The 26,025-nt window shown below is 68.9% G+C and carries 29 protein-coding genes and 1 tRNA gene; 12 read left to right on the plus strand and 18 right to left on the minus strand.

The window, feature by feature from the left end:
• Positions 1-2 precede the first annotated feature (2 nt).
• Positions 3-1,028: an App1 family protein gene (locus FSY98_RS01215; protein ID WP_144873029.1), complete on the plus strand. Its 1,026-nt coding sequence runs from the start codon at positions 3-5 to the stop codon at positions 1,026-1,028.
• Position 1,029: 1 nt separating this feature from the next.
• Positions 1,030-1,920, plus strand: coding sequence for a 3-methyladenine DNA glycosylase (locus FSY98_RS01220; RefSeq protein ID WP_144873032.1), 891 nt, complete (start codon positions 1,030-1,032; stop codon positions 1,918-1,920).
• 22 nt (positions 1,921-1,942) lie between these two features.
• Here the strand turns inward: FSY98_RS01220 and FSY98_RS01225 are convergent, their stop codons facing one another.
• The 3 genes from FSY98_RS01225 to FSY98_RS01235 form a co-directional block, all read right to left on the minus strand.
• The gene (locus FSY98_RS01225; RefSeq protein WP_260857203.1) at positions 1,943-3,121 is read right to left on the minus strand and encodes a glycoside hydrolase family 3 N-terminal domain-containing protein; all 1,179 of its coding nucleotides are present in this window, start codon (positions 3,119-3,121) and stop codon (positions 1,943-1,945) included.
• 4 nt (positions 3,122-3,125) lie between these two features.
• Positions 3,126-3,782, minus strand: coding sequence for an SDR family oxidoreductase (locus FSY98_RS01230; protein WP_144873035.1), 657 nt, complete (start codon positions 3,780-3,782; stop codon positions 3,126-3,128).
• Between the two features lie 132 nt (positions 3,783-3,914).
• Positions 3,915-4,979, minus strand: a complete 1,065-nt coding sequence (locus tag FSY98_RS01235) for an NAD(P)/FAD-dependent oxidoreductase (RefSeq protein ID WP_144873038.1) — start codon at positions 4,977-4,979, stop codon at positions 3,915-3,917.
• Between the two features lie 135 nt (positions 4,980-5,114).
• On the opposite strand from FSY98_RS01235, the gene FSY98_RS01240 reads away from it, so the two are divergent.
• Positions 5,115-5,187: transfer RNA gene (locus tag FSY98_RS01240), tRNA-Ala, on the plus strand.
• A 64-nt stretch (positions 5,188-5,251) separates the two neighbouring features.
• Here FSY98_RS01240 and FSY98_RS16585 read toward each other — a convergent pair.
• Positions 5,252-5,497 carry a hypothetical protein gene (locus tag FSY98_RS16585; protein ID WP_186307511.1) on the minus strand — a complete coding sequence of 82 codons (246 nt, stop codon included), beginning with the start codon at positions 5,495-5,497 and terminating at the stop codon, positions 5,252-5,254.
• A gap of 106 nt (positions 5,498-5,603) precedes the next feature.
• Here FSY98_RS16585 and FSY98_RS16590 point away from each other — a divergent pair, with 106 nt between their 5' ends.
• The 6 genes from FSY98_RS16590 (at position 5,604) to FSY98_RS01270 (ending at position 10,492) form a co-directional block, all read left to right on the plus strand.
• Complete coding sequence (locus FSY98_RS16590) at positions 5,604-6,341, plus strand: MerR family transcriptional regulator (RefSeq protein WP_186307512.1); 738 nt, start codon at positions 5,604-5,606, stop codon at positions 6,339-6,341.
• Positions 6,342-6,405: 64 nt separating this feature from the next.
• Positions 6,406-7,119 carry a CPBP family intramembrane glutamic endopeptidase gene (locus FSY98_RS01250; RefSeq protein WP_186307513.1) on the plus strand — a complete coding sequence of 238 codons (714 nt, stop codon included), beginning with the start codon at positions 6,406-6,408 and terminating at the stop codon, positions 7,117-7,119.
• Between the two features lie 11 nt (positions 7,120-7,130).
• Positions 7,131-8,066, plus strand: a complete 936-nt coding sequence (gene bla, locus FSY98_RS01255) for a class A beta-lactamase (protein WP_186307514.1) — start codon at positions 7,131-7,133, stop codon at positions 8,064-8,066.
• Positions 8,067-8,220: 154 nt separating this feature from the next.
• Positions 8,221-9,012, plus strand: a complete 792-nt coding sequence (locus FSY98_RS01260) for a glycosyltransferase family A protein (RefSeq protein WP_144873047.1) — start codon at positions 8,221-8,223, stop codon at positions 9,010-9,012.
• Complete coding sequence (locus tag FSY98_RS01265) at positions 9,009-9,869, plus strand: endonuclease/exonuclease/phosphatase family protein (protein ID WP_144873050.1); 861 nt, start codon at positions 9,009-9,011, stop codon at positions 9,867-9,869. The genes FSY98_RS01260 and FSY98_RS01265 overlap by 4 nt, the downstream gene beginning before the upstream one ends.
• Positions 9,866-10,492 carry a hypothetical protein gene (locus tag FSY98_RS01270; protein WP_144873053.1) on the plus strand — a complete coding sequence of 209 codons (627 nt, stop codon included), beginning with the start codon at positions 9,866-9,868 and terminating at the stop codon, positions 10,490-10,492. Before FSY98_RS01265 ends, FSY98_RS01270 begins: the two co-directional genes overlap by 4 nt.
• Before the next feature lie 44 nt (positions 10,493-10,536).
• Here FSY98_RS01270 and FSY98_RS01275 read toward each other — a convergent pair whose 3' ends face one another.
• Entirely contained in the window at positions 10,537-11,025 is a 489-nt protein-coding gene (locus FSY98_RS01275; RefSeq protein ID WP_144873056.1) for a pyridoxamine 5'-phosphate oxidase family protein, read from the minus strand.
• A gap of 163 nt (positions 11,026-11,188) precedes the next feature.
• On the opposite strand from FSY98_RS01275, the gene FSY98_RS01280 reads away from it, so the two are divergent.
• On the plus strand, positions 11,189-12,334 hold the full coding sequence (locus FSY98_RS01280; protein WP_144873059.1) for an AI-2E family transporter: 1,146 nt from the start codon (positions 11,189-11,191) through the stop codon (positions 12,332-12,334).
• A 98-nt stretch (positions 12,335-12,432) separates the two neighbouring features.
• Complete coding sequence (locus FSY98_RS16595; protein WP_186307515.1) at positions 12,433-12,606, plus strand: hypothetical protein; 174 nt, start codon at positions 12,433-12,435, stop codon at positions 12,604-12,606.
• A 67-nt stretch (positions 12,607-12,673) separates the two neighbouring features.
• Here FSY98_RS16595 and FSY98_RS01285 read toward each other — a convergent pair whose 3' ends face one another.
• The 7 genes from FSY98_RS01285 to FSY98_RS01315 are packed head-to-tail and all read right to left on the minus strand — an operon-like array spanning position 12,674 to position 20,578.
• Positions 12,674-13,723, minus strand: coding sequence for an Lrp/AsnC family transcriptional regulator (locus tag FSY98_RS01285; RefSeq protein ID WP_144873062.1), 1,050 nt, complete (start codon positions 13,721-13,723; stop codon positions 12,674-12,676).
• A complete protein-coding gene (locus tag FSY98_RS01290) occupies positions 13,720-14,619 on the minus strand; it encodes an alpha/beta fold hydrolase (protein ID WP_144873065.1) in 900 nt (299 codons plus the stop codon). The genes FSY98_RS01285 and FSY98_RS01290 overlap by 4 nt, the downstream gene beginning before the upstream one ends.
• Before the next feature lie 46 nt (positions 14,620-14,665).
• On the minus strand, positions 14,666-15,844 hold the full coding sequence (locus FSY98_RS01295; RefSeq protein WP_144873068.1) for a Xaa-Pro peptidase family protein: 1,179 nt from the start codon (positions 15,842-15,844) through the stop codon (positions 14,666-14,668).
• Between the two features lie 14 nt (positions 15,845-15,858).
• Positions 15,859-16,761, minus strand: coding sequence for an ABC transporter permease (locus FSY98_RS01300; RefSeq protein WP_144873071.1), 903 nt, complete (start codon positions 16,759-16,761; stop codon positions 15,859-15,861).
• Positions 16,758-17,720, minus strand: a complete 963-nt coding sequence (locus FSY98_RS01305; RefSeq protein WP_144873074.1) for an ABC transporter permease — start codon at positions 17,718-17,720, stop codon at positions 16,758-16,760. Before FSY98_RS01305 ends, FSY98_RS01300 begins: the two co-directional genes overlap by 4 nt.
• A 30-nt stretch (positions 17,721-17,750) precedes the next feature.
• Positions 17,751-19,370 carry an ABC transporter substrate-binding protein gene (locus FSY98_RS01310; protein WP_144873077.1) on the minus strand — a complete coding sequence of 540 codons (1,620 nt, stop codon included), beginning with the start codon at positions 19,368-19,370 and terminating at the stop codon, positions 17,751-17,753.
• Positions 19,370-20,578 carry a dipeptidase gene (locus FSY98_RS01315; RefSeq protein ID WP_144873080.1) on the minus strand — a complete coding sequence of 403 codons (1,209 nt, stop codon included), beginning with the start codon at positions 20,576-20,578 and terminating at the stop codon, positions 19,370-19,372. The genes FSY98_RS01310 and FSY98_RS01315 overlap by 1 nt, the downstream gene beginning before the upstream one ends.
• A 167-nt stretch (positions 20,579-20,745) precedes the next feature.
• On the opposite strand from FSY98_RS01315, the gene FSY98_RS01320 reads away from it, so the two are divergent.
• The gene (locus FSY98_RS01320) at positions 20,746-22,401 is read left to right on the plus strand and encodes an ABC transporter ATP-binding protein (RefSeq protein ID WP_144873083.1); all 1,656 of its coding nucleotides are present in this window, start codon (positions 20,746-20,748) and stop codon (positions 22,399-22,401) included.
• A 46-nt stretch (positions 22,402-22,447) separates the two neighbouring features.
• Here FSY98_RS01320 and FSY98_RS01325 read toward each other — a convergent pair whose 3' ends face one another.
• The 6 genes from FSY98_RS01325 to FSY98_RS01350 form a co-directional block, all read right to left on the minus strand.
• On the minus strand, positions 22,448-22,732 hold the full coding sequence (locus tag FSY98_RS01325) for a hypothetical protein (protein ID WP_144873086.1): 285 nt from the start codon (positions 22,730-22,732) through the stop codon (positions 22,448-22,450).
• Positions 22,733-22,838: 106 nt separating this feature from the next.
• Positions 22,839-23,528 carry an SDR family oxidoreductase gene (locus tag FSY98_RS01330; RefSeq protein ID WP_144873089.1) on the minus strand — a complete coding sequence of 230 codons (690 nt, stop codon included), beginning with the start codon at positions 23,526-23,528 and terminating at the stop codon, positions 22,839-22,841.
• A gap of 1 nt (position 23,529) precedes the next feature.
• The gene (gene rsfS / locus FSY98_RS01335; protein ID WP_144873092.1) at positions 23,530-23,907 is read right to left on the minus strand and encodes a ribosome silencing factor; all 378 of its coding nucleotides are present in this window, start codon (positions 23,905-23,907) and stop codon (positions 23,530-23,532) included.
• Positions 23,907-25,139 (minus strand): hypothetical protein, encoded by a 1,233-nt coding sequence (locus tag FSY98_RS01340; protein WP_144873095.1) that lies wholly within the window; start codon positions 25,137-25,139, stop codon positions 23,907-23,909. The genes rsfS and FSY98_RS01340 overlap by 1 nt, the downstream gene beginning before the upstream one ends.
• Positions 25,136-25,738 carry a nicotinate-nucleotide adenylyltransferase gene (gene nadD / locus FSY98_RS01345; RefSeq protein ID WP_144873098.1) on the minus strand — a complete coding sequence of 201 codons (603 nt, stop codon included), beginning with the start codon at positions 25,736-25,738 and terminating at the stop codon, positions 25,136-25,138. The genes FSY98_RS01340 and nadD overlap by 4 nt, the downstream gene beginning before the upstream one ends.
• A gap of 6 nt (positions 25,739-25,744) precedes the next feature.
• Positions 25,745-25,969 (minus strand): hypothetical protein, encoded by a 225-nt coding sequence (locus FSY98_RS01350; RefSeq protein WP_144873101.1) that lies wholly within the window; start codon positions 25,967-25,969, stop codon positions 25,745-25,747.
• Between the last annotated feature and the right edge of the window lie 56 nt (positions 25,970-26,025).

Consider the following 26,025-nt stretch of genomic DNA (forward strand, 5'->3'; position numbering starts at 1 on the left):
CAATGGCTTCCGCATCCCTGGCCCCACGGATCCACTGGTTCGCGCGCCTGGAGCACCGCTTCCACGTGTGGCGTGAGGGGCGTGCGCGCCGTCGCGGTCGCACCGCGACCGTCCTTCCCTTCCCCGGCTACGGCGGACCGGGCTGGGTGCGCGTGCTCGGCCGCGTGCTGATCGTTCCCCCGCTGCGCAAGGGAGACGACGGCGAGCCTGCGAGCATCCGCGGGTGGCGGAGCTTCGTCGGCATCCCCGTGAGCTTCGCGAAGGTCACCGTGACCATCGGCGACACGGTGCATCACGTGGTGGCGGATCGGGGCGGCGTGATCGACTCGGTGATCCACGCCGAGCTCGAGCCGGGCTGGCAGACGTTCACGTTCTCGGTCGAGGGGAAGGACCCGATCGAGGCGACGGCCTTCATCGTCGCGGAGTCGACGCGTTTCGGCGTTCTGTCCGACGTCGACGACACCGTCATGGTCACGGCGCTCCCTCGTCCGTTCATCGCGGCCTGGAACTCGTTCGTCGTCGACGAGCACGCGCGCATCCCCGTGCCGGGCATGGCCGTGCTGCTCGACCAGCTGCTGCGTCAGCATCCGGGCGCCCCCATGATCTACCTCTCCACCGGCGCCTGGAACGTCGCGCCGACGCTCCGACGATTCCTCGGCAGGCACCTGTTCCCCGCGGGGTCGATGCTGCTCACCGACTGGGGCCCCACGCACGACCGCTGGTTCCGCAGCGGCCAGGACCACAAGCTCACGAACCTGCGTCGTCTCGCGACGGAGTTCCCGCACGTGCAGTGGTTGCTCATCGGCGACGACGGCCAGCACGACGAGGCGATCTACTCCCAGTTCATGGAGGAGCACCCCGACTCGGTGGGCGGTGTCGCGATCCGCCGGCTGCTCCCCGCCGAGGCTGTGCTGGCCGGCGGCCGCGCAGGGCGCGAGCCGCACTCCGAGGACGTGGCCCCCTGGGTCAGCGCTGAGGACGGCGCGGGGCTCCGCGACCTGCTCGGCGAGGCCGGCATCCTCGACTGACATGTCGCTCTCCCGGACCACCTGGCTGGAGCGCGAGCAGGCGCATCAGGAACGAGCGGATGCGCTGACAGCGGATCACCGTGCGCGGGCGTCTCGGCGGGAACGCCATCCCGTCTTCGACTTCCTCTTCACGTATTACTCCTACAAACCCGCACAGCTGCGCCGCTGGCACCCCGGGGCCGGCGTGGAGCTCGAGGATGCGGGAGAGCGGCGCAGCTGGCGCTGGTACTCGCCCGGTCGGACGCCCGACGGGGCGGTACCGGACGCGGCGGTGTTCGCGGCGGAGAAGTCCGATCTCGCCGGTCTCATCGAACGGATGCTGCGCCGCACCGCCTCGCGACCCGGACAGTTCGGCTGCTTCGGGCTGCACGAGTGGGCGATGGTGTACCGAGCCGACGAGCACCGTCACCCTGTGCCGTTGCGTCTCGGTCAGGCAGGCACGGATCTCGTCGTGGAGAATCACGAGTTGCGGTGCACGCACTTCGATGCCTTCCGCTTCTTCACGCCCGATGCGGTACCGCGGAACCGCTCGCCGCTCTCGCGTGACGAGCGATCGCTGTTCGAGCAGCCGGGTTGCCTGCATGCGGGAATGGACCTCTACAAGTGGGCGCTGAAGCTCGGACCGCTGGTGCCGGGCGAACTGCTGCTCGACGCCTTCGAGCTGGCACGTGACATCCGGCTGCTCGACATGGAGGCTGCTCCGTACGATCTCAGCGAGTGGGGAATCGTCCCCGTGCCGATAGAGACGACCGAGGGCAAGGCGGAGTACGTGCGTCGGCAACGGGACTTCGCCGAGCGAGGAGCCGCCGTGCGCGCGCGACTGCTCGACTCGTGGTCGGGTGCGGAGTCCACCGCGGAGCCCGTCGTGGAGTCTGTCGCGGCGGCGGGCTGAGGCTCCGGCTCGGCGGCGGCGCTCAGTCGACCGGTTCGCAGTCCGCGCAGAGCTGCCAGTCGGCAGGCGCGGCCGATTGCTGCAGCCGGAGAGTCATCACTCGCGTCGCGGCATCGACGAGTCGCTCTTCCGGCACCGTGCCCGACTCGACCGCTGCGGTGATCCCTGCGGCGAGCTGTCCGGCGGTCTCGGGTGTGGACCCCGCGATCATGAGCAGCAGGTCGCTCCCGGCAGCCAAGGCGGCGACCGCATTCGTCACCGGGTCGGCGTACGCGTCGATACCCGACGACGACAGCATCCCGAGGTCGTCGGTCACGATCACCCCCTCGAAGCCGAGCTCGTCTCTCGCGATGTCGTGCCATGCCGGTGAGAGCGACGCCGGCGCCTGGTCGACTGCGGTGTAGGCGAGATGCCCGAACATGAGCAGAGACGCGCCGGCGTCGATGCCCGCGGCGAACGGCAGGGCGTCGGTCGCACGCCACTCGTCGAGCGTCTTCGCGGTGGTCGGGATCGCGTGATGCGAGTCGCCCGGCGCCGCGCCATGGCCGGGGAAGTGCTTCAGCGTGGAGGCGACGACCGGTTGCTGTGCGGTGGTGGCTGCGGCGACCCGCTCGGCCGCATCCAGCGGATCTGCGCCGAGCGCGCGACCGAAGATGAACGACGACGGATCGGCGGTGACGTCGGCGACCGTTCCGAAGTTCACGCTGACGCCCGCGCGGGCGACCAGTGCAGCGCGGGCCGTGAACGCTGCCGACGTGGCCGCGACGGGCTGCGCCTTCAGCGTCGTCGACGCCGGGTACGTGTCCGCGCCGAGCCGCGAGACGATCCCGCCCTCCTGATCGATCGCGATCAGCGGCGGCGGGCTCGAGTCCGCGACGAGCGCGTGGGTCACGGGCGTGGCGTCACCGCTCTCCGGCACGTTCGCACCCATGAGGATGAAACCGCCGAAGCCCTGCGTCATGTACGCCGCGAGAGCGGCCGGGTCGGTGGTGGGGATGTGCCCCATGACGACGCTGGCCGCCTGCTCGGCGGTGCTCATCCGCTCCACGAGCTCTGCCGCCCGCTCGTCGATGCCACGGGCTTCGGTCGCCTCGGCGGACATGCCGGGAGCCGGCGCGTCGACCGCGACGGCGGGTGACGACAGCATCCCCAGCCCGACGAGGAGCGCCGTGCCGATGGTCGCCGCCCGACGCCGCTTCATCGTCTCAGGCGCTGAGTGCCTCGTCGATCGCGACGGCGCTGTCGGCGTCGCCGTTGCCGAAGCGGATCGTGCGTCCGAACGTCGACGGGTTGCCGAGCGTCTCTGCGATGACGTGCGCGACGTCGGCGCGGGACACTTCTCCGTGGCCCTCGGGGTCGATGACGATGCGTCCGGTGGGATCGTCGAATGTCAGCGTGCCAGGGCCCAGGATCGTGCCGTCGAGATCGGTGCTGCGCAGATGCTCATCGGCGGCCCACTTGGCGTCGGCGTACGCGAAGAACGAGTCGTCTTCCGGCACGCCGTGATCGGCTTTCGACCCGATCCACGACACGAGGACGTATCGGCGGACGCCGGCGTCGGCCGCAGCATCCATCGTGCGGATCGCGGCGTCGCGATCGACGGCGTACGCGCGCTCGGGCGATCCGCCGCCCGCGCCGGCCGACCAGACGATCGCGTCGTGCCTGGCGATGATCTCGGAGAGCCCGCGCGTGTCGAGCTGCTCGATGTCGGCGACGAGCGCCGTGGCACCGGTCTTCTCGACGTCGGCGACGTGGTCGGGATTGCGGACGACCGCCGTGACCTCGTCACCTCGGGCGACGAGCAGGGGGGCGAGCAGCAGGGCGATGCGGCCATGGCCGCCGAAGACGATGATGCGCGACATACCTTCACCCTACGCGCCGGATCCGACATCGGCACGGCCGCGCGGAGGGCCTTGCGCACGGTGCCGGACGTGTGATCGCGGGCGCGGTATCGGTCGCCGCATCGCCGGACATCACCACGGCGAGAATGCGCCTCAGGGGGCGGGAACAGCCCGCGCAGCGAGCGCCCGCTGCACGCCCTTGGCCGCGGAGCGACCCGCTCGATTGGCACCGATCGTGCTCGCCGAGGGGCCGTAGCCGACGAGCTGCACGCGCGGGTCGGCGACGGCGGTCGTGCCACGTCCTTGGCGATCGAGCTGGATGCCGCCTGCCGCGCTCCGGAGGTGCAGGGGCGCCAGGTGACTGATCGCGGGGCGGAACCCCGTCGCCCAGAGGATGACGTCGACGCGTTCGAAGGACCCGTCAGCCCAGCGCACGCCGTCCGGCTCGATGCGCGCGAACATCGGCCGCCTTGCGGCATAGGCGCCGAGCCGCTCGGCATCGCGCTCCTGCTCTCGCAGCATCAGCCCGGTCACACTGACGACGCTCTCGGGCGGCAATCCCCGTGCCACTCGCTGCTCGACGAGAGCGACCGCCGCGGCCCCCGCCTCGGGGGTGAAGTCGTCCGTGCGCCAGACCGGTTCGCGGCGGGTCGCCCAGACGGTGTCCGCGATCGGCGCGATCGCGCCGAGGAACTGCACCGCCGATGCTCCGCCACCCACGACGAGAACACGCTTCCCGCGGAAGAACTGGGGCCCCGGATAGTCGACCGTGTGGAACTGCTCGCCGAGGAACGTCTCCATCCCCGGGTAGTGCGGGAGGAACGGATGCGTCCACGTGCCGGTGGCGTTGACGATCGTGCGGGTGCGCCATTCGCGGCGTCCCGCCCGCACCACCAGGATGCCACCGTCATCCGTGACGTGATCGACGCGCACCGGCCGCACCACGGGGAGTGCATGCGCCCGCTCATAGGCCGCGAAGGTCGCCGGCACTGCGACGTTGGCGAGCTCCTCGTCGCGCGGCGGGGCCGCGTCATCCGGGAGCTCGGCCACGCCGTGCACATCACGCATCGTGAGGGCGTCCCAGCGGTGCTGCCACGCCCCGCCCGGCTCCTCGTCGGCATCCAGCACCACATGACCGATGCCGAGACGGGTCAGGTGATACGACGCCGAGAGCCCTGCCTGCCCCGCGCCGATCACGACGCTGTCGAGGATGTCCACGCTGTCGTCAACGCCCGGCCGGGCGGGGTTGTTCCGCGCGGCGCCGACGCGCCCGGAGTACCCGCCCCGATTGGTGCTGTGCGTGATCCGTGTAGTACTCTTTCCAAGTTGCTTCGAGCAGACGGAAGCAGTTCTGGGCCTGTGGCGCAGCTGGTAGCGCACCTGCATGGCATGCAGGGGGTCAGGGGTTCGAGTCCCCTCAGGTCCACGATGAAACCCGCGAGAGATCGCGGGTTTTTTCGTGTTCGCGCGGGCCGCCCGGTGAGCGCCCGTCACCTTCGCGACCGGGGCGAGGCGCTCCTCTCGATGCGACTCTCGACGGAGAGTCGCGCGAGGATCGCGAGAGCACCCACGGCGGTGCCGATCCACGACACCCACCCGTGGTCGGTCATGAAGTCGGTGATCGGATCGGGCAGGAACTGCAGCACGTTCGGGTTGTTGCCGTGCACCGTGAACGATACCGCGACGAGGATTCCGAGACCGGCGAGAACGGCGAGGACAGCACTCAATTTCTTCATGGGTCGAGGAGACACCGTGCCCTGGGGGCCGGGTCAACCGGGAATCTCCTTGACCGTGCCCCTGGGGCACCTGCTGATATGGATATCGGCGACGGAGGAGGAACGCATGGCGTGGAGCACGAAGCAGCTGGCCGACCTGGCCGGCACGACGGTGAAGACGGTCCGGCACTACCATCGGGTCGGAGTGCTGGACGAGCCGGAACGCGCGGGCAACGGGTACAAGCAGTATCGGACCGCTCATCTGGTCCGTCTGCTGCAGGTCAAGCGGATGAGCGATCTCGGCATCTCTCTCGCGCAGATCCGCGCGCTGGCCACGAATTCGGCCGACGCAGACGCCTCCATCGCCATCCTCGATGCGGAACTCGAGGCGACCATCGACCGACTGCAGCGCGTACGCGCCGAACTCGCTCTCCTCCTGCGATACCGAGCACCACTCGACACGCCCGCGCCGTTCGCGCATTCCGCAGAGGGCCTCCCGGAGAGTTACCGCGGGCTGCTCACCGTGTACTCCCGCGTCCTGAACGAGACGGTGCTCCACGACACGAGCGTCCTGCTCAACGAACCCGACGACGCGAGCCAACCGTTCGAGGCTCTCACCGACGAGTCAGACGGCGCGGTCATCGAGCACGTCGCCCAGCTCCTCGCCGCCTCGATGGCGGCGCACCGCGAGCGATTCCCCTGGGCGTCCGACCTGCGATCCGCGACACGCACGAAGGGGAGTCTCGCGCAGGAGGCTCTCTCGTCCGCACTCCTCGAGACCTTCAACCACGGTCAGCTCCGGGCTCTCGCGCGAGCCGACGAGATCCTTCGACGCGCGGATGCGGAGGACGATTCACCGGGGTGACCGATCTCCGTCCTGCCGCCGTGGCGTTGACCCTGCCCCGAGGGCACGGTGTCCACTGACATCCATGACGAACAACACCTCGAAAACGAACGCCTCGAAAACGAACGTCTCGACGAATGCGGAGCGTCGACCGCAATGGCTGGAGCTGATAGTCGCGCTGTTCGCCGCGGTGCTGATCTACGGAGCGGGCATCGCCCTGCTGGGGATCTTCCCCGCGCCGACCCCGGCCCTGGAGGGAGTCGCCGGGCTCTTGTTCTCGGGCGCGGCGCCGATCCTCGTGTTCACGATCGTCGTCCTTGTCCGCATGCGCGACCTCTCCGCCTTCGGAGTTCGGCGGGTCGAGCCCCGATGGCTGCTCATCGCCGTGCTCCTGGCGGCCGCGTGCTTCGCCGTCATCCTGACCTTCGACACGGTCGTCCAGCACCTGTTCCCCGGCGTGGACGACTCTCAAGACACCCTGCGGGCCGCGGCGTCGGGAGGAGTGCTCGCGCTCATCGGTACGATCTTCTTCGGAGCGGCCCTCACGCCGCTGGGCGAGGAGCTCGTGTTCCGCGGGATCCTGACTCGCTTCTTCGAGAGGTGGGGCAGGTGGGCGGCGATCGTGCTGAGCGCGCTGATCTTCGCCGTCTTCCACGGCATCAACCTCGTGCTCCCTTCCGCCCTCCTCGTCGGACTCGTCAACGGGTGGCTGATGGTCAGCACGAAGTCGGTGTGGCCAGGAGTCGTCGTGCACATCGTCTACAACTCGGCGTTCCTCATCCTCTACTCGTTCAGTTGAAAGGAATGTCCGTGACAGACGCGAAGCACACGAAGACGACCTCGATGCGGGCCGTCGCCGTGTTGGCGCTGACCGTCGTGCTGGCGGCATCGGGCTGCAGCGCCGACTCCGGTCCGTCGTCTGCGGTGAAGACCGATCGGGCCGCTGCACCCACTCCCCCCGCGGCCGCGGACATCGGCTTGCAGATCCGAGCGATCGAGGCGGAGTTCGCGGTCACCGTCGGCGTCGTCGCCATCCGAGACGACGGCCGGATCGTCGAGCACGACGGCGACGTCCGCATGCCGTACGCCTCGACCGTGAAGGTCTTCATCGCCGCCGCCCTGCTGGCCACCGCATCGCCGGAGGAGCGAGGGACGAACGTCCGCTGGACCGCGTCGCAGATCGTCGCCGCCGGATACTCGCCCGTGACCTCCGAGCACCTCGGCGACGGACTCAGCCTGGATGCTCTCGCCGAGGCTGCCGTCCGCGACAGCGACAACACGGCAGCCAACCTCGTGATGGAGTCACTGGGCGGCCCGGCAGCCGTCCAAGACTTCCTCCGCGCGCGGGGAGACACGACGACCGTCGTCACCGCCTACGAGCCTGAGCTCAACGTCGTCGTCCCCGGCGGCGACGACAGCACCAGCACGGCGTCGGCTCTCGCGACGAGCCTGAAGAGCCTCTTCGACGGCGATTCCCCCGACACCGGTTCCCGCGAGACGCTCCTGGACTGGATGAGCGGCAATGCGACCGGCGAGGCCCTCATCCGTGCGGCAGCGCCTGCCGGATGGATCGTCGCCGACAAGTCCGGAGGGGCCGGGGGCGTGCGCAACGACGTGGCCGTGGTGACGACGGGATCGGGTGAGCGCATCTACATCGCGATCCTGACAGCGAAGACCGACCCGGACGCCGCGTACGATGACGAGGTCGTCGAGCAGGTCGCGCGCATCGTGCTCGCCGAATTCTGACCCGTGGACGCGGCGGCGTGCAGCCGCGACGCTCACGAGCGCTAGCGGCGCGCCGAACCGTCGTCAACCCGGCCACGTCCCTTCCCTGCCCTCCGTAGGGTGGGGGGAGAGCACGGACGGACGTCCGTGCGCTGACGTCATGGGAGGCGCGCGGATGCCGGAGCTGTCGGTCGACACCGGATACGTCCGGACGACGGTGGTCATCCCCGTCAAGGACGATGCCCCGCTGCTCGCCCGCTGCCTCCGGGCACTCGCCGCGCAGACAGTGCCGCCCGACGAGGTGGTCGTCGTCGACAACGCCTCCTCCGACGACTCGGCCGCGATCGCGCTCGCCGCCGGCGCCCGCGTCGTCTTCTGCGCAACGCCCGGCATTCCCGCCGCCGCGTCGACGGGGTACGACTCGGCGCAGGGGGAACTGATCCTGCGCCTCGATGCCGATTGCGTGCCGGCGCCGACCTGGGTGGCTGAGGTCCGAGACGCGTTCTCGAGCGCCGAAGAGGTCGCGGCGTTCATGGGACGCGCGCACTTCACCGACGGCCCGCGTGCTCTCCGCGCCCCGCTCGCACTCCTGTATCTCGGCGCCTACGCCGCGATGACCGGCATGGCGCTCGGCCACTTGCCGCTCTTCGGATCGAACCTCGCTTTCCGCCGCTCGGCATGGGAGCACGTGAAGGACCACGTGCACCGGGAGGACTCCGAGGTCCACGACGACCTCGACCTGGCCTTCCACCTCGGCGCGGCGTTCACGATCGCCCGTCTTCCCGGATCGTCGATGGGCATGTCGATGCGACCACTGACTCAGGGTGCCTTCGGCCGACGCGTGCATCGAGGATTCCGGAGCGTGACGGTGCACTGGCCCGACGACTTCCCTCCCCGCCGCTGGCGCCGCCTTGTCGCTCGCCGCCGGGCGGCATCCCCCCGCGCGACGGCCGGGGTCGCCGCATGACGGCGTCGGACTCGTCGGCGTCCGCTGCGGGGACCGCCGCACTGTCGGGCCCGGTCGATCCCGACGACATCCACGTCATGACCTTCAACCTCCGCCGGCCGACGGACGGCATCCTGCAGCGGCGAGCGGATCGGTGGAGCACGAGGGGTCCGGCGGTCTCGGCGCTGCTCCGTGCGAGCCGTCCCTCCGTGCTCGCCCTCCAGGAGGTGCTTCCCCACGCCATGCCGACCGTCCGTGACGCACTCGGCGACGCTTATCGCAGCATCGGTCGTGGACGCGGGCCCGAAGGCCGCGGCGAAGGCACTCCCCTGCTGTTCGACGGCACGCGACTGACCCTGCGGGCGTGGCGACAGGAGGCGCTGTCGGACGAGCCGGACCGCGCGGGGTCCCGGGGCTGGGGAACGCCGTTCCCGCGAATCCTCGTCTGGGCCGAATTCGAGGACCGACGCACGGGGTCGACGTTCCTCGCGGTGAACGCTCACCTCGACCCGCTGTCCGCCCGATCCCGCGACCGGTCGGTCGACCGCATCCGAGCGCTCATCCGCGATCGCAGACTGCCGGCGATCGTCCTCGGAGACTTCAACGCCGGGCCACGATCGGCGACCCTCCGGCGGATGCTCGACGGTGGGCTGCTCGCCGACGCCTGGACGGCCGCCGATACTCGGAGCACACCGGAGTGGGGCACGCACGCGAACTATCGGCGACCGCGAGTCGGCGCGAGGCGGATCGACTGGATCCTCACCACCCCCGGCATCGACATCCGGTCGACGGCGATCGACGCCCGGCGCTTCGGCGGCGTCTCCCCGTCAGACCACCTGGCCGTGCACGGCATCCTGCGCATCGGAGGAGCAGCGTGAAAGAGGACTTCCTGCGACCGCCGGCGACGCCCGGCGAGTGGCTCGCCGACGCACTGCGCCTGATCGGCGTGCTCGGGGTGATCGCCGCGGCGATCTGGATGAAACCGACGGATGCCGGCATCGCCGCCCTCGCGCTGCCTGCGCTCATGCTCCCGCGGATGCTGGGCCTCGCCGCCTGGTTCGACGTGGCCGCGTGCGCGACGGTGCTCGTCGCGGCGTGGAGCAACGTCTTCGACCTCTACCGCACCGTGATGGGCTGGGATCTCGTGCTGCACTTCCTGTGCACCGGGGTGCTCGCCGTCGTCGCGGCGGTCATCCTCACCCGCACGGGTGTCGTCGCCCTCACGACAGCTGCCGGCGGCGATGAGGGCGTACCGCGCCGTCGCACTCCGATCATCCTCGTGCCGCTGCTGGCGCTCGCGATCAGCGCCGTGTGGGAGATGATCGAGTGGCTCGGCTGGAAGTTCCTCAGCGACGACATCTTCGTCACCTATCAGGACACCATCGGCGACATGGTGATGGGCGGGATCGGCGGGGTCGCCGCGGGCGTCCTGCTCGCGTTCGTTCCCGTCGCGAGGCGCTCGATGACCGACGCGCACCCCGGCCCCATCCGCCGGCGCTGAACGGCGCCGCGCCCCGGAGGACGCGACGCCGAAGTGCTCAGTGCTCAGTTCTCAGGCAGACGCACGGTCTCGTTCTCGGCGTCGTACGGCTCGCCGGTGATCTTCGACTTCACGAAGCTGAACAGCGAGGCGATCTTGCCGCCGGGGCTGTCCCAGTACTCCGCGGTCTCGGCCGTGAACTTGAGCAGGCCGACCTCGGGGTCGTCGGGTCCGTCGGTGAACCACGCCTCGACCGTCGGGCTCCACAGCTCCTTGATCTTCGCTCGGTCGTCGACGAGCTCGGCGCGGCCGGACAGCGAGACCCAGGAGTCGTTCGAGCTGAGCGACACGCCGACGCGGTCGTCGGCCCGCAGGTCGGTGACGAACGTGGCGCCCTTCCCGACGAGGAACCAGAGGTCGCCGTCGAACTCGGCCTCCTGCACCGTGAGCGGGTGCGCGACGAGTCGGTCCTCCGCATTGCGGGTCGTGAGCATGGCGAAGCGGAAGTCCTTGATGAGCTCCGCGACGCGCTGCGTGGGGGTCTGGTCGGTCATGTGGCGTCGTCCTCTCCCGCCGCCTCGCTGGCGGCATAGAAGAATAGTGCGGCCTGCGCAACCCGCACGCCAGGGGCTTGCCATCGACAGCGGGCCTGGATAGTAAGGACGGAGCGGTCTTTCGTCATCCGGGCGTCGACGCGAACAGCAGGAGGCGCACGTGATGGGACTGTTCCGACGACCGGAGCCGACGACCTCGGACTCGACGACCTCGGACTCGACGACACCGGACGCCGGCACCCTCTGGGCGCGCGGATGGGGACGTGCCGCGACCCGCAGCCTGCAGACGCTCGCAGTGCTCGCCCTCGTGGCCGTCGGCGTGCTCGTCATCACCCAGCTGTCTCTCGTGTTCATCCCCGTGACGATCGCGCTCATCCTCGCGAGCGCCATCCACCCGCTCGTCGCCCTGATGCGACGACACGGGGTGCCGTCGATCCTGGCGACGTGGATCGCGCTGATCGGCATCATCGTCATCCTCGGCGGCGTGGTCTGGGTGATCGTGCTCACCGTCCGTTCGCAGTGGGACGACCTCATCGATTCCGCTGGAGAGGGCGTGTCGAAGGTCACCGCCTGGCTCGACACCCTGCCGTTCGACTTCGCGTCGATCGACCTCGACGAGGTCTGGTCGAGCGTGGGCGACTTCCTCACCAGCGCATCATTCGGTCAGGGCGCCCTCGCCGGCGTCTCGGCCACCGCGAGCTTCTTCACGGGCCTGGCGCTCATGATCGTCGTGCTGTTCTTCTTCCTCAAGGACGGTCCGCGCATCTGGGAGTTCCTGCTCCGCCCGTTCACCGGCGAAGGCTACGAGCGCGCTCGTCGCATCGGAGACAAGACGGTCGATGTCTTCGGCGGCTACGTCCGCGGCACCTCGATCGTCGCCGCGGCCGATGCGGTCGGCATCGGCGTCGGTCTGGCCATCCTGCAGATCCCGCTCGCCATCCCGCTCGCCGTGATCGTCTTCCTCACGGCGTTCATCCCGCTCGTCGGCGCCACCGCGGCCGGCATCCTGGCGGCTCTCGTCGCGCTCGTGACGCACGGCCCCGTCGCCGCTCTCATCGTCGTCGGCATCGTCGTGCTCGTGAACCAGCTCGAGGGCAACTTCCTGCAGCCGGTCGTCATGGCTCGGTCGCTCAAGCTGCACGCCCTCGTCATCCTGCTCGCGCTGACCACGGGCACGATCCTCGGCGGCATCGTCGGAGCGGTGCTGTCGGTGCCGATCGCTGCCGTCGCCTGGGGCATCATCACCGTGTGGGACGGCCCGCACACCCCGGCCCGCCCCTTCCGCAAGAAGCGTCCCGAGACCGTCTGATCGCGGCACCTAGCCCCGCGGCGACCGCGCGTCAACCGACTCCCGCTCGGCGTGCGGTCGCCGTAGCGTGGCACCACTCACGACGAGAGGAGCAGCTCATGTCAAGCAATCCCCCACCCCCGATCCCTCCGGTGCCGCCGCTCGGCGACGGCGACGAGTCGCAGGACGAGCCGATCCGCGAGGTCGACGGCGAACGTCAGCTCGACCCCGACGCGAATCCCGAGCTCATCGACAGCGCGGACGCCGACCGCATCGCGGCCGAGGGCGACTGAACCAGGCGCGGGCTGGGTGGGCGCGGACGCCGACTCAGCCCGCCGCTGGACAGCGCGCGACTGCCGCTCAGCTCGCGCCGACCGCGCCGGCCGCACCGGCTGCTTCGGCTGACGCGACCTGCGCGCGCCACCACGGCGTCTCGATGAAGCCGCGCTTCATGAACACGAGCTCCATGGCGGCGTTCCACCCGCGGACACCCTTCAGATGCGCGATGGTCCCGGTGAGGAAGTCGTGCAGGGTCTCGGTGCTCGGCAGGATGATCTCGCAGTAGAGCGAGTTCTCCTCGAGCGCCGCCGCGAGGAACCGCACCGACACGTGCTGAGACAGCGTCTTGGCCACCGACGCCAGCCGCGACGGCTCGACCCTCAGCATCAACAGCGTCTCGGCGCTCATTCCGAGAGCGGATGCCGGCACCATCGTCACCGTGGTCAGGCATCCTGCCGCGCGCATCCGGTCGTATCGCCGACGCACGCTGCTCTCGTTCATGTCGAGCTTCGCGGCGATCGACAGGAACGATGCCCTGCCGTTCTCGCTCAGCTCCCTGACGATCGCGCGGTCCGCATCGTCGAAGTGGCTCGGGTCGCAGGTGTTGGGCGCGGGCATGTACGACTGCGGGTCGGACGCCGCCTCCGCGTGCGTGTCGTAGAGCTGCCGCCCCCAGTCGAAGCTCACCTTGTACGTGTGCACCACCAGGTCGCTGCGCCAGCGCTCGACGCCGGGGATCGCCTGCAGGTCGGACAGCACATGGGCGTAGTGCGCGGCCCCACCGGGGATGACGACCTCGGCGAACACGTCGAACTTGCCGGTGACGAGCGTGACGAAACGTACATACGGCGAGCCGATCAGCGCCTCGGCGACGCCCAGTTGCGAGCCGGGCGTGCAGTTGATCCGCACGAAGAAGGTCTCGACGTGCCCCTCGCTGCCGAGGGTAGGCACGATGCCGACGCGCACGATCCCCTCGGCGAGCAGCTGCTGACCGCGGCGGGTGACCGTCGACACGGACGCGCCGGCGAACTCGGCGATCGACGTCCAGCTGGCGCGGCCGTCCTGCTGCAGGGCGACGACGATACGGCGGTCGAGGTCGCTGACATCCCTCACGAGTGCGGCGCTGCTCATGCCGTGGGCGGGTGCACCCGGTGGAGGAACGTGCGCACCGTCTCCGTCCACGCTGCTGCCTCCTCGATCTGCGGGGAGTGCCCCGACTTCTCGAACACCACCATCTCGGAGTCCGGGATGAGATCGGCGATCGTCTGGCTACACGATACTGGCGTGATCCAGTCGGTCCGTCCCACGGTGATGAGTGTCGGCACCGATATCTCGGAGAGCCGGGGCTTGAGGTCGTAGTTCGGAAGGTTCACCGAGAACGCGTAGTTGTGCGCCTCGTAGCGATACGGGGTCGCCCGCACCTTGCGCTCGACGGCATCCGGATCGTAGGTGAAGTCGTAGAGCGGAAGGATCTCGCGCCAGCAGTCCTCGAGGTCCTCGTTGTCGCGGACCTGGCCGACATCGATGCGGTCGAACTTCTCCATGTCGATCGTCACCCGATCCGATGCCAGCGCGTTCTCCCGCGCGAGGTGGGCGTTGGAGTTGTCGGGCGACGTGTCGCGCAGCACGACCGCCGCCACGCGATCGGGGTAGCGCAGCGCGTACTCCATCGCCATGAAGCCGCCGTACGACCCGCCGGCCATGACGATCCGCTCCGCTCCGACCCATTCGCGGAGTCCGTCGATGTCGGCCGCCCACTGCTCGTGGCTGAACGTGCCGTTGCCTTCGCTCTGTCCGCTGCCACGGGCGTCGAACACGACGACGCGGTACTCGTCGGCGAGGCGTCCGAAGCTGGCACGCGGTTCCGCGCGGGAACCGAGCCCGGGGGCACCGTGATGCGTGATGATGACGGGGGCGCCCTCCGGGCCGAGCACCTCGACCGCGAGGTGGTTGCCGTTGATCTCGACCCACTGATGGTCGGTGGTGGCGGCGGCGAACTCCGGAGAGACCTCGGGCGTGCTGGTCATGGTGTTCCTCTTCCTTCGTATGGTCGTGTGATGCGAGGGGCGGTGCTCAGAGCGGGATGACGCAGTCGTCGAGGCCGCGCGGGAAGGTCGTGAGCGGCTCGGCTCCGTCGTCCGTGATCAGCATGCTGTCGCTGATGCGGTAACCGGCATGGCCAGGGACGTAGATGCCGGGCTCGTTCGAGACGACCATCCCGCTCTGCAGCACGGTCGCGTCGCCGTCTTCGAGCCACGGCGCTTCGTGCATCCCGAGCCCGATGCCGTGCCCCTGACGGTGCCGGATGTACTCGCCGAGCCCCGCGTCGCGAATCACGTCGAGGCAGAGCCGGTTCGCCTCCCTACCCTCGATACCCGCCCGGATCGTCTCACGGCCCACCTTCTGCGCGGCGTGGATCGTGTCGTGGTACCGACGCTGGTCGGCCGTCGGCTCGCCCAGGACGAATGTGCGCTCGCCCTCGATGAAGCGTCCGCCGACCGCGCAGCCGAGAGACAGCATGAACGTGTCGCCGTCGCGCAGGCGGTTGACCGATGGCAGCCCGTGCGGGAAGGCGGAGTTCGGCCCGGAGTACACCAGGCCTCCGGCGAGCAGCGAGGCCACGACGACGTTGCGGTGCTCGGCGTACATGATGCGCGTGCCTGCCGCGGTGACGTGGCGCTCGAGCTCGGTCTCGGTCGGGAGGTCTCCCCCGGCTGCCACGGCGTCCGCGACCAGCTGCACGCCGGCGTCGAGCATGCGGTCCGTGATCCTCGCGGCCTCGCGGTGCAGCACGACCTCCTCGGGGAACTTCGCGTACCGAGCGCGGATGGTGAGGTCCGAGCCGATGAGCTCGGCGGGGCCGAACGCGGAGCGGGCCGCGGCGAGGCGCGCATACGGCATGGTCGAGGCGAACCCGACGCGACGGGCGGGGGCCACCGCGTCCGCCAGCACCTGGAAAGGCGGCACGACCCCGGGGTATTCGAAGAAGGCCACGAGCTCCGCCCGCGCAGCCTGCGATTCGGCGTACTCGCGCTCGAGCTCGGGCAGCAGCATGACGGTGCGTCCAGAGGCCTCCACCCACACGGCGACCGGACGTTCGGACGGGTGGTGGAAGAAACCCGTCAGGTAGGCGATGTCCTCCGGGTGGTCGGTGAGGAACGCGTCGAAGCCCTCCTGCGCCATCATCGTGCGGACGCGCTCCTGCGTGCGATCGAAGAACTCGGGCGCGAGTCTCTGGTCGAAGTCGTTCATGGGGTCCGTTCCGGTCAGCGCTTGATGTGACGGGGGTTTCTGGCGTCGTTGTACGCGATCGAGAGCAGGGTCGCCGACAGCACCAGGATCAGGATCGCGATCGACGGGAACAGCGTGAGCCACCAGGCACTGACCATCGCGCCGGCCTGCTGGGCTTCGTAGAGGATCCGACCCCACGACCACGTCGTCGGGTCGCCGAGGCCGAGGAAGGCGAGGCCGGCAGCCGACAGCACGGCGCGTGAGGCCGTGACGACGACCGAGACGACGACCACCGGGGTGACGGCGGGGAGGATGTGACGGGTGATGATCCAGAACGGAGACGTCGTCATGAGGCGCGCCGCGTCGACGTACGGCAGTCCGACGACCGTGAGCGCCTGGGAGCGCACGAGACGCGTCACCTCCGGCCACGAGAACGCGGCGACGACGAGGATGATCGTCGTCGTGCTGGGGCCGACGAGCGCGGCGATGAGGATCATGAGCGGCAGCACGGGCAGGGAGAGGGTCATATCGACGACGACGCTGATGACCCCGTCGAGGCGCCGGAAGTAGGCCCCGATCACCGCGATGATGGTGCCGAAGATGATCGCGATGACGGATGCCGCGACGGCGACGAGCACGCTCTGCTGCGTCCCCCAGATCACCTCGGAGAAGACGGAGCGGCCGAGCGCGTCGGTGCCGAACAGGTGCTCGGCGCTGGGTGGCCGCAGCACGTCGGGACCGTAGCTCGCCGGATACGGTGCGATCAGCGGGGCGGCGAGCGCCACGACGACGAGCAGCAGCAGGAGGCCGAGGGAGATCATCCCGAGCGGATCGCGGCGGAAGGCCCGCCAGGTGTGCGCGCTCGCACGCTCGCTGCCGACGGCGGCAGGTTCGGTGAGGGGCGCGCCCTCGGCGGTGGGCAGAAGAGGAGCGGTCATGACGTCTTCACTCTCGGGTCGAGGTAGCCGTAGACGATGTCGGTGATGGTGTTCGCGACCACGACGGTGACGGCGAGCATGAGGAACGCGCCCTGCAGCACCGGGAAGTCGAGCTGGGTGACGGCCTCGTAGATGCCGCGGCCGATACCCGGATAGGCGAATACGGTCTCGGTGAGCACCGCTCCCCCGACGAGGGAGCCCAGCTGCAGGCCGATCAGAGTGGTCGTGGGGAGGAGGGCGTTGCGCAGGGCGTGCTTCCAGAGGATGCGCCGGCCGCGCAAGCCGTTGGCCTTGGCGAGGAGGATGTAGTCCTCGCTGAGGGTCTCGATGAGGGTGGACCGCATGGTGAGCACGTACGATCCGACCTGGATGAGCATGAGCGACACCGCCGGCAGCACGAGGTGCTGCGCCACGCTGAGGTACCACTCCATGCCGTAGGTGTTGTTCGTGTACGCCCCGCCGATCGGGAACCAGCCGAGATTCAGACCGAACACGAAGAGCAGCAGGATGGCGACGCTCGGGACGAACAGCGACTGCCCCGTCACGCCGAGCACCTGCACGGCCCGGTCGATGAACCGGCCCTTGAAGGACGCGGCTGCCACGCCGAGCGGGATGCCGATGACGATGGTCAGGACGAGCGCCGTCATGGTGAGCAGCAGCGTCCAGGGAAGTCGTTGCACCAGCACGTCGAGCACGGGGATCGACTGGGTGAACGAGATGCCCAGGTTGCCCTGAACGAGCTGCCACATGTAGAGGCCGTACTGGATGAGCAGGGGCTGGTCGAGCCCGTACTGCTCGAGGATGGTCGCCCGGATCTCGTCCGTCATGTTCGGGCTCGCCAGCGCGAGCGCCGGGTCGCCGGGGAGCAGGCGGAGCAGCAGGAACGTCACGGTCACGGCGAACCAGATCGTGAGCAGGCCTCGCCCTGCGCGGCTGAGAATGAACGATGCTCGGGACACCCGGGCGACCTTCCTCGAGAGTGGGGGTTGTTACTCGACCGGGTGCGCGCTCGCGAGCGAGAGCGGGTTCACGATCGAGAGCAGTTCGCTCGGCTTCGAGATGAAGCCGTCCCATTCGTCGCTGGCTGCGAAGAAGAGGTTCTGCGTGTACATGATGTTGTCGTAGACCTGCTCGTGCACGATCTTGTTCGCCTCGCGCATGATCGAGATCTTGTCGTCCTCGTCGAACGTGACCATGCCCTCCTCGATCAGCGCGTTCAGCTCGGGGTCGTCGACGTGGGTGTAGTTGATCGCCCCACCCGGCAGGTACGACAGGGCGAAGTTCGTCACCGGGTCGTCCATGATCGCGAAGTTGCCGGCGTAGATGTCGTAGTCACCCGCGTTGGTCATCGAGAGGTAGGTGTTGCGCTCGGTGCCCTGCAGCTCGATCGTGATGCCCGCCTCGGCCGCCGTGTCCTTCACCAGCTGCGCCCACTGACTGGTCACGCTGTCCTGCAGCGAGTAGATCAGTCGGAACGAGACCGGGAAGGTACCGTTCGCGTCGGCCGTGTATCCGGCGTCCTCCATGAGCGAGCGCGCCATCTCGGGGTCGAACACGTACTCGGTGACGGAGTCGTCGTAGTACTTGGCCAGCACCGGCATGAGCGCGCTCGATCCCGTCGAGACCGCCTGTCCCTGCAGCACGACCGTGCGGATGGCTTCGTAGTCCACCGCGTGGGCGAGCGCCTGGCGCACCTCGGTCTTCGCGAGGTCGGGCTTCTCCATGTTGTAGACCAGGTGCGCGTAGCCGAGCCCCGGCGCCTCGATGACCTGCAGCCCGTCCGTGTTGCTGAGCTGCTCGACCTGTGCCGGCGGCAGCGCGTTGGCGATCACGTCGATCTCGCCGCTCTGCAGGGCGAGGATCTCGGTGTTCACATCGGGGTACACGCGGTAGACGACCTCGGCCGGGCCGGGAACGCCGCCGTCGATGAGGGGGTAGTCCTCGACGCGCTTCAGCGTGTAATGCTGTCCGACCTGGAAGTCGTCGAGGATGAACGGCCCCATGCCGACCCAGCCTCCGTCGCTTCCGTCGTTCGCGAACTCCGCGATCGACCCCTGCGGTTCGAACACGTGCTGCGGGACGACCACTCCCCAGAAGCCGATCTCGTCGATGATCGACGAGTCGGGCTGCGTGAGGGTCAGCTCGACACGGGTGTCCGACACCGCGGTCGCGGTGTCGAGGTTGCCCAGCTGTCCGTAGAAGGTTCCCGGCGCCTGGTCGCGCTTGACCGCGTTCAGCGTCCACGCCACGTCTTCGGCGGTGAGCGGCTCGCCGTCGCTCCACGTCAGGTCGTCGCGGATCTCGTAGTACCCGGTGGTGTCGTCCACGTAGCCCCAGTCGGTGGCGACGTGCTCCTCCTTGGTACCGTCCTCGCTGATGCTCAGCAGGTGCGGATACATCAGGTTGGTGATCCACGAGTCCGTGCGGCTGTTGCCGAGCACCGGGTTGAAGTTGACGACGTCCGTCGTCGTCCCGACGCTGAGCGTCTCGTCGCTCGGCCCGGTGCTGGAGGATGACTCCCCCGGCTCCGGTGCGGATGGGGCGCACGCGGTGAGGCTCACGGCGAGTGCCGCGGCCGCACCGAGGGCGAGGTATCTCTTGTGCTTCATCAGACCCAGACCTCCTCGAGTACGCGCATGGTGTTGCCGCCGACGACCGCGCGGATCTCGTCGTCGGAGTAGTCGTGCTTCACGAGCCAGCCGATGATGTTGTAGAACGCCTCGGCAGGGTTCTCGATCCCGTCGACGTACGGCTGCTTCTCGTACTCGACGTTGGCGTGCGCCTGGCCGAGCGAGAGGTTCGACGAGAACGCGTCGTGCAGTCCGACGTGATCGCCGAACAGGGTGTCGGGTCCGAAGCTCACGTGCTCCAGCCCCACCAGGTCGACGCAGTACTGGAAGTGGTCCATGACCGACTCCAGCGAGTGCTTCGGATGCTGCGGCGAGATCGTCGTGTGCGGTGCGGCCTCGATGCCGATGACCCCGCCGCGCTTCGCGCACTCGATGATCGTCTCATCGGTCTTCATCCGGTTCGTCGGCCACAGGCCCCGTGCGCCGGCGTGCGTGATGAACACGGGCTTCTTCGAATGCGCGACCACATCGAGGCACGTCTGGTCGCCCGAGTGCGAGATGTCGATCGCGATGCCGAGCTTGTTCATGCGCTCCACGGCGCGCTCGCCGAAGTAGGTGAGACCGCCGTCGCCGCGCTCCTTGAGGCCGCCGCCGAGCATGTTCGCCTCGGAGTACGCGATGCCCATCTGGCGCACGCCGAACCCGTAGAGCACGTCGAGCCTGTCGACCTCGTTCTCGATCATGGTCGCGGCTTCGAGGGCGAAGATGTGCGCCACGCGCCCGGTCTCGGCCGCGTAGCGGATGTCCTTGATCGACTCCGCCTTGATGACGAAGTCCTGGTGGGCGAGGTCGGCCATGCGCACGCCGAGGTCGAACAGCACGTCCTGGTACTTCCACCCGGCGTCGCTCGAGATGCAGCAGGTGCCGTCCATGCCGTTGTCGAACACGGCGGTGAGGCCGGAGCGCGCGAGGCCCTGGTACCCGGTGGGTTCCCGGCCCTGGCGGATGTGGTCGCGCAGCTCGCCCATGTCCTCGGGGAAGACCTGTACGTGCTCGTGGAGGGAGATCACGGTCTCCTCGCGCAGCAGGCGCTCCGTGCGCTCCTTCTGCGCGTCCGTCAGCTCGAGTCCTTCGTAGGCGGGGACGCGGCCGATCTGCTTGGCGTAGCGGAACTCGCGGTAGTCCTTGCCCGCTTCGAGGTACTCGTAGGCGGTGTAGCCGTCATAGCGGTCAGCTTTTTCGAGCACGAATGCTCCTTCGGTTCGATGGTGCGGGATGCCTCTCCCGTCCGGCGAAGGGAGATTTCCTCGAATCTCGATGATTTCGGCGCTGGTGTCAACTGAATTGAGAAAATTCGGCTGAGATGTTTCATGATCGAAACATTTCAGAGCTGATGTGCTGGCATGATGGCTGCATGGAGAACACGTCTGCACCCGGAGACGGCACCGTGCTCGAGGTCGCCGGTCTCACCGTCACGCTCACCGGAGACGGCAGGAGCAACCGCGTCGTCGACGGCATCGACCTCGCGGTACACCGCGGTGAGGTGTTCGCCCTGCTCGGCGAATCCGGCTCGGGGAAGTCGATGACCGCCCGCGCGATCATGGGGCTCATCGACGACGGAGAGGTCCGAGCCGATACCCTCGCCCTCAGCGGCGTCGACCTGCTCTCCCTCTCCCCCGAGCAGCACCGACGCCTGCGCGGCGTCAAGGTCAGTCTCGTGATGCAGGACGCCCTGTCGGCTCTCAACCCGGTGCTGAGCATCGGTGACCAGATCAGCGACCTTCTCCGCGCTCACCGGAGGATGTCGCGACGCGACGCTCGGGCACGAGCCGTCGAGCTCCTCACCCTCGTCGGCATCCCGACCCCCGACAAGCGCGTTCACGACTACCCGCACCAGTTCTCCGGGGGGCAGCGGCAGCGCATCCTCATCGCCATGGCGATCGCCCTCGACCCCGACCTCATCATCGCCGACGAGCCGACGACCGCCCTCGACGTCACGGTGCAGGCGCAGATCCTCGACCTGCTGCTCTCGCTGCGCGACCGTCTCGGCATGGGCATCCTGCTGATCACGCACGACCTCGGCGTCGTGATGGAGGTCGCCGACAGCGTCGCCGTGATGCGCACCGGTCGCATCGTCGAATCGGGCAGCGCCGACCTCGTGCTGACCGCCCCGCAGCATCCGTACACGCAGCAGCTCCTGAACTCGATGCCGAAGGACGTGAGCGCTGCCGCCGAAGACGACGGCTCCGCACCGATCCTCGAGGCGACCGCCGTCGAGCGCACCTTCCGCTCCGGAAGCGGACGCCGGGCGCATCGCGTCGTCGCTGTCGCCGGCGTCGACCTGCAGCTGCGCAGCGGCGAGATCCTCGCGATCGTCGGGGAGTCCGGAAGCGGCAAGTCCACGCTCGCCCGGATGCTGGTCGGCCTCGACTCCCCGGACTCAGGCACCCTCACCTATCGCGACAGCGACGTCACCCGCGGACGCCTGCAAGACCGCAAGACGCTGCGCAAGGGGGTGCAGATGGTCTTCCAGGACCCTTATCTGTCGCTCAACCCTCGGATGACGGTGCAGCAGCTCGTGTCGGAGCCCCTCGCCGCCACGGGCACCGGCACGGCCGCGAGCCGCCGCGAGCGCGTCGCCGAGCTGCTCGATCTCGTCGGCCTGTCCCCCGAGATGGGATCGCGCTTCCCGCATCAGTTCTCCGGAGGTCAGCGGCAGCGCATCGGCATCGCTCGGGCCCTGGCTCTCGACCCCGACGTACTGGTCTGCGACGAGCCCGTGTCGGCGCTGGACGTGTCGATCCGCGCCCAGATCATCGACCTGCTGTGCGATCTGCGCGAACGGCTGGGCATGTCTATCGTCTTCATCGCGCATGACCTGTCGCTCGTGCGGCACATCGCCGACCGCGTCGCCGTGATGTACCTCGGCGACATGGTCGAGGTCGGCGACACGGAGACGGTCTACCGCGACCCATCGCACCCGTACACGAGATCGCTGCTCTCGGCGATCCCTCCGCAGACGAGAGCGGATCGAGGGATGCTGGCACGCCGCACCCGTCTCTCCGCCTGAACGGAGCCGACGCGCAGCGCGACCCCCGCTCGGGTCGCCGCGTCGCTCAGTTCGCGAGCAGCGGCGGCAGGTGCGGGATGGCGATCGGACGGGTGGCCCGGCTCGAATCCTGTACGCGCGAGACGTCCTCCAGCACGTCGTAGGCGGTGGAGTACCGGATCGCCAGAGGGAGATCCCGCAGCCACACGACCTCCACCTCGGTCTCCGCGTACTCGTACACGCATGCCACGACGTAGCGAGGGTCGGTATCGGCGTACCGCCGGTCGTTGATCACCCATTCCGACGGTGTGATGCGGGTGAGCACGTATCTCGGCTCCGGATCTCCATTCATCAGACAGTCCTCCCTGACTCTCTCCCCGAGCAGATCATCTCCGGCGGGTCGGCGACGACCGAGCCCCTTGACAACCGGGCCGATCGACGGCAGACGGGTGGGCCGCTCAGCGCGCGGGTCGCACCGTGAGATCCGTGAGAGCCGCGTCGGACGGCAGGTCGAGCGCGGTGAGCACGGTGGTCGCGACGCTCTCGGGGGTGATGAAGCGTTCCGCGTCGTACTCCCGCCCCTCCTGCTGATGCACCTTCTCCTGCATCGGCGTCGCGGTGCGTCCGGGGTAGATCGAGGTCACCAGCACCCCGTGTTCCGACTCCTCCGCGCGCAGAGCATCGGCTAGCGCTCGGAGCCCGTGCTTCGACGCCGCGTACGCGGCCCAGCCGGCGTGAGCGTGCAGCCCTGCACCCGAGTTGACGAAGATCACGCGGCCCCGCGACACCCGGAGCACAGGCAGCAGCAGCCTCGTCAACTCGGCGGGGCCGACGAGGTTCACGGCGAGCTGCTGCTCCCACAACGAAGGCGGAAGGTCGGCGACGGATCCGAGATCGACGACGCCGGCGACGTGGATGAGCGAGTCGATCCGCTCCGGGAGCGGCTGCTTCGAGAACGCCCACGACAGACGGCCGGGCTGAGCGAGGTCGCCCACGAGCGCGGAGGCGCCCGGCAGCGCCGCCGTCATCTCACGGGCGCGTCCCGCATCGCGTGCGAGCACCACGACCTCGTCGCCGCGCTCCAACAGACGTCGCGCGACGACCGCTCCGATGCCGGAGCCGGCGCCCGTCACCAGGTGGGTTGGCATGTCAGCTGCGGTCGGCGGGCTCGGCCAGCTCGATCGGGATGACCGGGCAGTCCTTCCAGAGTCGCTCGAGTCCGTAGTAGACCCGCTCCTCCTGATGGAAGACGTGCACGATCAGGTCGCCGAAGTCGAGCAGGACCCAGCGTGCCTCGGCACGACCCTCGCGACGAACGCGCTTGTGTCCGGACTCGATCAGTCGGTCCTCGACCTCGTCGGCGATCGCGGCGACGTTGCGCTCGCTGTTCCCGGTGACGAGCAGGAAGATGTCGACGAGCGGCAGCGGCTCCGACACGTTCAGGGCGACGAGATCCTCGCCGCCCTTCGAGACGGCGGCCTCAGCTGCGATCTGCAGCATCTCTTCGGCGGTTTCAGGTGATTGCATCAGAAGACATTCGTGGTGATGGCGATCACGACGGCGACCCCGACCGCGAGGGCCAGACCGCCCGTCACGATCGCGAGGATGATGGTGAGCCGGTTGCCCTTCTCGGGCGCCGGGGGACGGATGACCTCTCCGGCGGGCTTGATGGTGCTGATCGCGGAGCTGGCCGCGATCGGGGTGGGAGAGGATGCCGGAGGCAGCTCTCCGTCGATGAGGACGGCGTCGATGTCCTTGCCGTCCGTGGTGCCGTGGGCATGCCCTTGCGAGCCCAGGCCCTTCGGCAGTTCGTAGGACCCGGTGATGAGGATCTCGCCGGTGGAGGCGACGGGACCCGACAGCGATCCCTCCCCCGGTCCCGGCGTGAAGATGAGGGTGTTCGGCGCCCGGTGCGACCCGGTCGAATCACCGACCGTGAGCAGCTCGTCGAACGACGGGGCGAAGGGCTTTTGCTGTTCCGGCTCACCGCCGCGCACACCGCTGCCGAAGGCCGAGTTGACCGTGGGGCGCTCATCGTCGGCGACCGACGCATCGTCCGTCGCGTCGACGTCGGCGAGAACGTCGTCGACGGCCACGGCGTCTTCGTCGGTCTCGGACGCCGGCTCGATGCCGAGATCGGAGACGGAAGACTCCGAGTCGTCGTCTGCGGAAGAGCCTGACCCGACTTCGTCGGTCGTACTCTCCTCGGGCTCGACCGTCGCGGGCACGAGCGGCACGACGCCGACGCTGTCTGCTGCGGCGACGGGCAGCACGGTGAGCTCCTCGTCGACCTCGTCGTCCTGATCCTGCTGCGCCTCCGACGGAGCGGACGGAGCGAAGACGGGAACGGCGGTGACCACCGGCTCGGGCGTGCCGGCGGCCGGCTTGTCGGCGGCTGTCGTGTCATCGGCCGTGGGTGCGTCATCGGCGGCGGGCTCGGGCGAGCCCGCGGCATCCTCGTCCGCCGTCTCGTCCGTCGAGGCGGGCTGCTCGCCGATGACGGGAACGGATGCGGTGCGTACGCGTTCGCGGACCTGGCGACGGGTCAGGCGGGTCTCGCCGGTGTCTTCACCCTCGGCGGAGTCCTGCGGAGCAGACGTGGGCTCCGTGCGGCTCGGGGCGGGGGGCGCGGGCGGGGCAGCCGCGGCGGCCGCCTCGATCTCCTCGGGCGTGATGACAGGTGTCGAGCCCGTCAGGCGGAGCTCCCGCAACTGCTTTCGTGTCAGCGGACCCTGCGCGGGCTGATCCGATGTACTCATGCCTTGCTCCGATACAGATGATGCTTCGCGATGTACTGAACGACTCCGTCGGGAACGAGATACCAGACCGGCTCATCCTCGCGCACGCGCGCGCGGCATGCGGTCGAGGAGATGGACAGCGCTGGAACCTCGAGCTGGCTGACGTCCTCGCTCGGGAGGCCGTCCGTGCTCAAGACGTGTCCTGGGCGGGAGACCGCGACGAAGTGGGCCAGCTCCCACAGTTCATCATGGTCCCTCCAACTGAGAATTTGCGCCACGGCGTCCGCGCCCGTGATGAAGAACAGGTCGGCGTCCGGGCGATCGCGCTTCAGATCGCGGAGGGTGTCGATCGTGTAGGTCGGGCCCTCGCGGTCGATATCGACCCGGCTGACCGTGAACTGCGGATTGGATGCCGTCGCGATCACCGTCATCAGATAGCGGTGTTCGCTCGGCGTCACCTCGGACTTCTGCCAGGGATGACCCGTGGGTACGAAGACGACCTCGTCGAGGCCGAAGGAATGCGCGACCTCACTCGCGGCGACGAGGTGCCCGTGGTGGATGGGGTCGAACGTGCCGCCCATCACACCGATGCGCGCGGGGCGCGAGGTCGTGTCAGTCATACGGGACTAGTGGCCGTGCCCTGCGTCGTGGCCGTCCTTGCCGTGCCTCGCAGCCCACGCCTCCGCCTTGGCCGAGTGACGGTTGGCGACGTTCTTGTACGACAGCGTGACGAGCGCGAGGAAGGCGAACACGATCGCGGCGATGACCCCGAAGATCAACGTCTCGAGCGCGACGTTGCCGTGGTGCTCGGTCTCGGCGGCGGCCATCGCGATCTGTGCGACGAGGTTCATCCTTGCTCCGTTTCGTGGCTGGCGGGTGGCGCGCGAAGCGCCGCAGCGCCACCTAG

It is taken from the genome of Microbacterium sp. 1.5R (assembly GCF_007667425.1).
Taxonomy (GTDB): Bacteria; Actinomycetota; Actinomycetes; order Actinomycetales; family Microbacteriaceae; genus Microbacterium.